Origin of the sequence: Streptomyces sp. NPDC001663, assembly GCF_042893105.1 — a bacterium.
GTDB lineage: Bacteria > Actinomycetota > Actinomycetes > Streptomycetales > Streptomycetaceae > Streptomyces.
The window spans coordinates 1-1,197 of record NZ_JBIAUR010000059.1 but is presented as its reverse complement, the minus strand read 5'-3'; the positions used below and the strand labels follow the sequence as shown (position 1 = coordinate 1,197).

The 1,197-nt window shown below is 71.6% G+C and carries 1 protein-coding gene; it reads right to left on the bottom strand.

Annotated features, from left to right (window positions below; all coding sequences use genetic code 11):
• Positions 1 to 102 precede the first annotated feature (102 nt).
• Positions 103 to 984 carry a YegS/Rv2252/BmrU family lipid kinase gene (locus ACFY1L_RS56005; RefSeq protein ID WP_388843390.1) on the bottom strand — a complete coding sequence of 294 codons (882 nt, stop codon included), beginning with the start codon at positions 982 to 984 and terminating at the stop codon, positions 103 to 105.
• Between the last annotated feature and the right edge of the window lie 213 nt (positions 985 to 1,197).

The window sequence follows — 1,197 nt, the reverse complement described above, 5'->3', positions numbered from 1 at the left end:
TGCCAACCCGTGCGCCCGTGCAGGTCACCCCTATCTTGAGAAGCGCTTCCTCCCGGGCGTGAACGCCCGGGGTTCCGCGCTAGATCATGCTGAAGCATCCGCTCAGCACAGCACGCGCAGCGCCCCGGGCAGGACTCTGACCGTCACCGGCAGCACGGCCTCGACCTCGCCGTCGGCGCCGTAGGGCACCTCGCGGTCGGCGGAGATGCTGATCTCCCGGCCGCGCAGGATGCGTACTTGGGGCCGGTCGACATGGGTGCCGGTCTTGAGTTCGTTCATCATGGCGAAGAACAGTCGCCGGGGCGCTTCGCTGATCATCACCACCTCCAGCAGGCCGTCGTCCACGCGGGCGCCGGGGGCGATGAGGCGGCCGGAGCCGTAGTAGCCGGAGTTGGCGGCCACCACCGTGTAGCCGGTGTGCCGGTGTTCCTCACCGTCGACGGTGACCCGGTAGTGGGCGGGCCGCCAGGTGGTGACGGCCCGCAGACCGCCGGCGTAGTAGGAGGCCGCGCCCTTGAGGAGTTTGGCGTGGTTGGCGTGGCGGTTGGCGAGCGCGTCGACGCCGGCGTACACGCTCCCCAGGACGACCGTGCGGGGGTGGACGGCCGACTCGACCTCGATGGTGTCGACCGGGCGCGGCTCACCGTGCAGGAGCACCTTGGCCAACGCCTCTGGTTCCGTGGGGAGTCGGAGCGCCCGGGCGAAGTCGTTGCCACGGCCGGCGGGGACCAGGCCGAGCACGCTTCCGGTGCCGCTGAGGGCTCCGCCGATGCCACCGGCGATGCCGTCCCCGCCGACGGCGAGCACCACCCGGCCCTGCTGTCCGGCCTGCCGGGCGAGTTCCTGGGCGTGGGCCAGGCTGCGGCTGTACTCCGTCTCCAGCTCGGCACCCGCCTCACGCAGCAGCCGGGCCACGCCCAGCAGCGCGGCGGCTCCGGTGGATCCGCCCGCGGTGGGATTGACGATGGCGGTGAAGTGTCGCATCGGTGCGCCTCCGGGGCGGACGGGGTGGGGCTGCCGGGCGGTGGTGTGACAGGACGGCGGGTCGGTGATGCGGTGGCGGTTCGTCGGCACGGCGTTGGGCCTGCGAACCGGTGCCGGGTCAGTCGTCCCTACCTTGTTGATCGGGATGAGCGAGCCATTCGTAGGGTTGGTTCACCCAGGGGCGCTGGGTGTGGCTTTCAGTCGTCTGCCGTG

Coding starts and splice junctions, on each gene's coding strand:
- ACFY1L_RS56005 (WP_388843390.1), bottom strand. CDS start 984: ATGCGACACTTCACCGCCATCGTCAATCCCACCGCGGGCGGATCCACC.